The organism is Paenibacillus sp. O199 (assembly GCF_001636635.1).
Lineage (GTDB): Bacteria > Bacillota > Bacilli > Paenibacillales > Paenibacillaceae > Paenibacillus > Paenibacillus marchantiae.
The window spans coordinates 1-2,852 of record NZ_LGRP01000086.1; the positions used below are offsets into that span (position 1 = coordinate 1).

Consider the following 2,852-nt stretch of genomic DNA (forward strand, 5'->3'; position numbering starts at 1 on the left):
TCAGGGGTCAATGCAGCCTGAGAATGGAACAGGTCTACCACGCTTCGGTCAGACGGATACGCCGTGTCCGTTGCATTAAATTGATTGAGGATCAAATGTTTTTCATACGGATTAACTATACTTATCGCACCTAGAATCTGGTTCGGATCACGCAATGCATTCTTTAAAAGCTCTTCAAACTGTACTGCCATCCGCTTAATCGTATCCATATGGAAGAGTGCTGTGCAATACTCCCAGTGAAGATCATAACCCTGCTCAGTCTCGCGCATGCTGACGGTTAGATCAAACTTGGCAATTTCATACGGATATTCTACCGGCTTCAGGATTAAATCACCCAAAGCTAGTGTAGAAAACTCATTGTTCTGCAAAGTGAACATGACATCAAATACAGGATTTCTGGATAAGTCCCTCAGTCCTGCGAACTGGTCCACGACACGTTCAAACGGATATTCCTGGTTCTCATAAGCTTTCAAGCACTTTTCCTTGATCTGATGTACAAGTTCACTAAACGTTTTAGAAGCACTCAGTTCACCTCTAATTGCCAGTGTGTTAACAAACATGCCTAGCATATTCTCTGTATCCGCATGAACTCGACCTGAAATCGGACTTCCAACTATAATATCTTCTTGTCCGCTGCATTGGCTCAAAAGAAGCATAAAACCCGATAAAAGAATCATATAATCTGTTGCTCCGGTTGAATGGGAGAGCTTCCGTACTGCCTCTTTTGTTTCCTTGCTTAATTGGAATGGAATACTGCTTCCATCAAAACGCTGTTCCTTCGGACGAGGTTCATCTGTGAAAAGTTCGAGAACAGGAATATCACCAGAGAGCTCCGATGCCCAGTACTGTTCCTGCTCAGACAAATCCCGCTCATTCTGCCAGCAACTATAGTCTTTATATTGAACTCTCAGCTCTGGAAGAGTTCGACCTTCAAACAGATATTGTAAATCTCTCATCAAAACGGGAACTGAACCTCCATCATAGATCATATGATGAAAATCCATCATAAAGATGGCATCATCCTCCTCCATTTGCCATACTTTTGCACGCATCAAAGGTGCGACTGTCAGATCAAAGGGACGGATAAATGTTTTCATGGCAGATGCCATATGTTCATGAGTTCCCTTTTCATATTCGAGTTCAAAATGAACTTTGTTTTTTACAATTTGAACAGGCTCTCCATTTTGAATCTCAAAGCTTGTACGTAACGGTTCATGCCTATCCACCAATGCTTGAAGCGCTTGCTGCAGCTTCTCAACATTTAACTTGCCTTTCAACTGGATGAATTCAGGCATGTTGTAGGTAATCGTTCCAGGTTGCATCCGATCAATGACGTATAATCTCTTCTGCGGAGAGCTCGTCTCATAATAAGGAAGCACTTTCTGCGCAGGGATAGGTACAAATGAACGGGAACCCTTCATCTCTTTGGCCCGATTAGCCAGCAGGCGTACAGTTGGATATGCAAAAACATCTCTTACAGAGAGATGCAGACCTGCTTGAGTTTCCAGTCTGTTAACCAGACGAGCAGCACGTAATGAATGACCTCCACGCTCAAAGAAATCATCTTGCACCCCAACTGGAGATACTCCTAAAATTTCACTAAAAATATCTGCTATGCATTGCTCAATCTCATCACAAGGGGCTTCATACATAACACTGCCCTCTAATTCAGGTTTTGGCAGTGCTTTTCTGTCCAGTTTACCGTTCCTTGTTAGCGGTAGAGCCTCTAGCTGTACCACATAAGATGGCACCATGTATGAAGGCAGGATGCTGCGCAGATTCTCTCGAATTCGCTCCCCGTCCAGCTCGCCTTCGCCGACTACATAAGCACACAGATAATCATCTGCATCCTTTCTCAGCTGTACTGTTGCTTCTGCTATACCGGCTTGCTCCAGTAGCCGGCTCTCGATCTCTCCAAGTTCGATTCGGAATCCTCGCAGCTTCACCTGCTGATCCATACGGCCCAAATACTCAATATTCCCATCCGATCTCCATCTGGCCAGATCTCCCGTCCGGTACATCTGCTCTCCTGGACGATAAGGATTGGCTATAAAACTCGTGGCTGTCCGTTCCGTCTGATTCAGATATCCTCGGCTTACCCCGGCTCCGCCTACGTACAACTCCCCTGGCATACCGATACCGCACAGTCCACTCTCATTCATGATATATGCGTATGTGTTCGAAATCGGTTTGCCGATCGGGGTTTTGGATGCTCGCGCTTTCCGATCGATCGGATAATACGTTGAGAAGGTTGTATTTTCAGTCGGTCCGTACACATTGGTTAATCGTACCCCGTGATCTCTGGCCAGCAATAGATCTACATGTTCCTCTGAAGTAGCCTCTCCTCCGAATAATAGCTGCGTTACTCCATTGAATATACCAGCATCCAGACGAATCAGCTGGTTGAACAGAGCTGTCGTAATAAACATCAGATTGATTCGGTTTTGCGTCAGTACCTCTCGTAATTCTGCGGGATCGGTTAGCACATCTTCCTCGATCAGGAACAGAGTCCCCCCATTGAGCAGAGCTCCCCATATCTCAAAAGTCGAGGCATCAAACGATAAAGAACCGGTTTGAAGGATTCGGGCATTGATAAAATCAGCATAGTTCGTCTCTTTTACCAGTCGATTAATGCTTCGGTGCTCTACCATGGCCCCTTTCGGTTCACCTGTCGTTCCTGACGTGTACATCAGATAGGCGATGTCATCAGCATGAACAGACCCATCTACACCCGTTACCTCTTCCACGACTTGTCCCACGGTCTCAGGCTGAGAGGCGACCTCTTCCCGCGCACCTTCGGATGCCAGTATGGACAAGATCGTAACTTCATCGGCCTTCAGCGCTTCTGGCTT

1 protein-coding gene is annotated in these 2,852 nt (G+C 46.0%); it reads right to left on the bottom strand.

All coding sequences use genetic code 11. From position 1 onward, the window contains the following. The coding region (locus A6049_RS32195; protein WP_145921984.1) for a non-ribosomal peptide synthetase at positions 1-2,852 on the bottom strand (2,852 nt) is incomplete at both ends.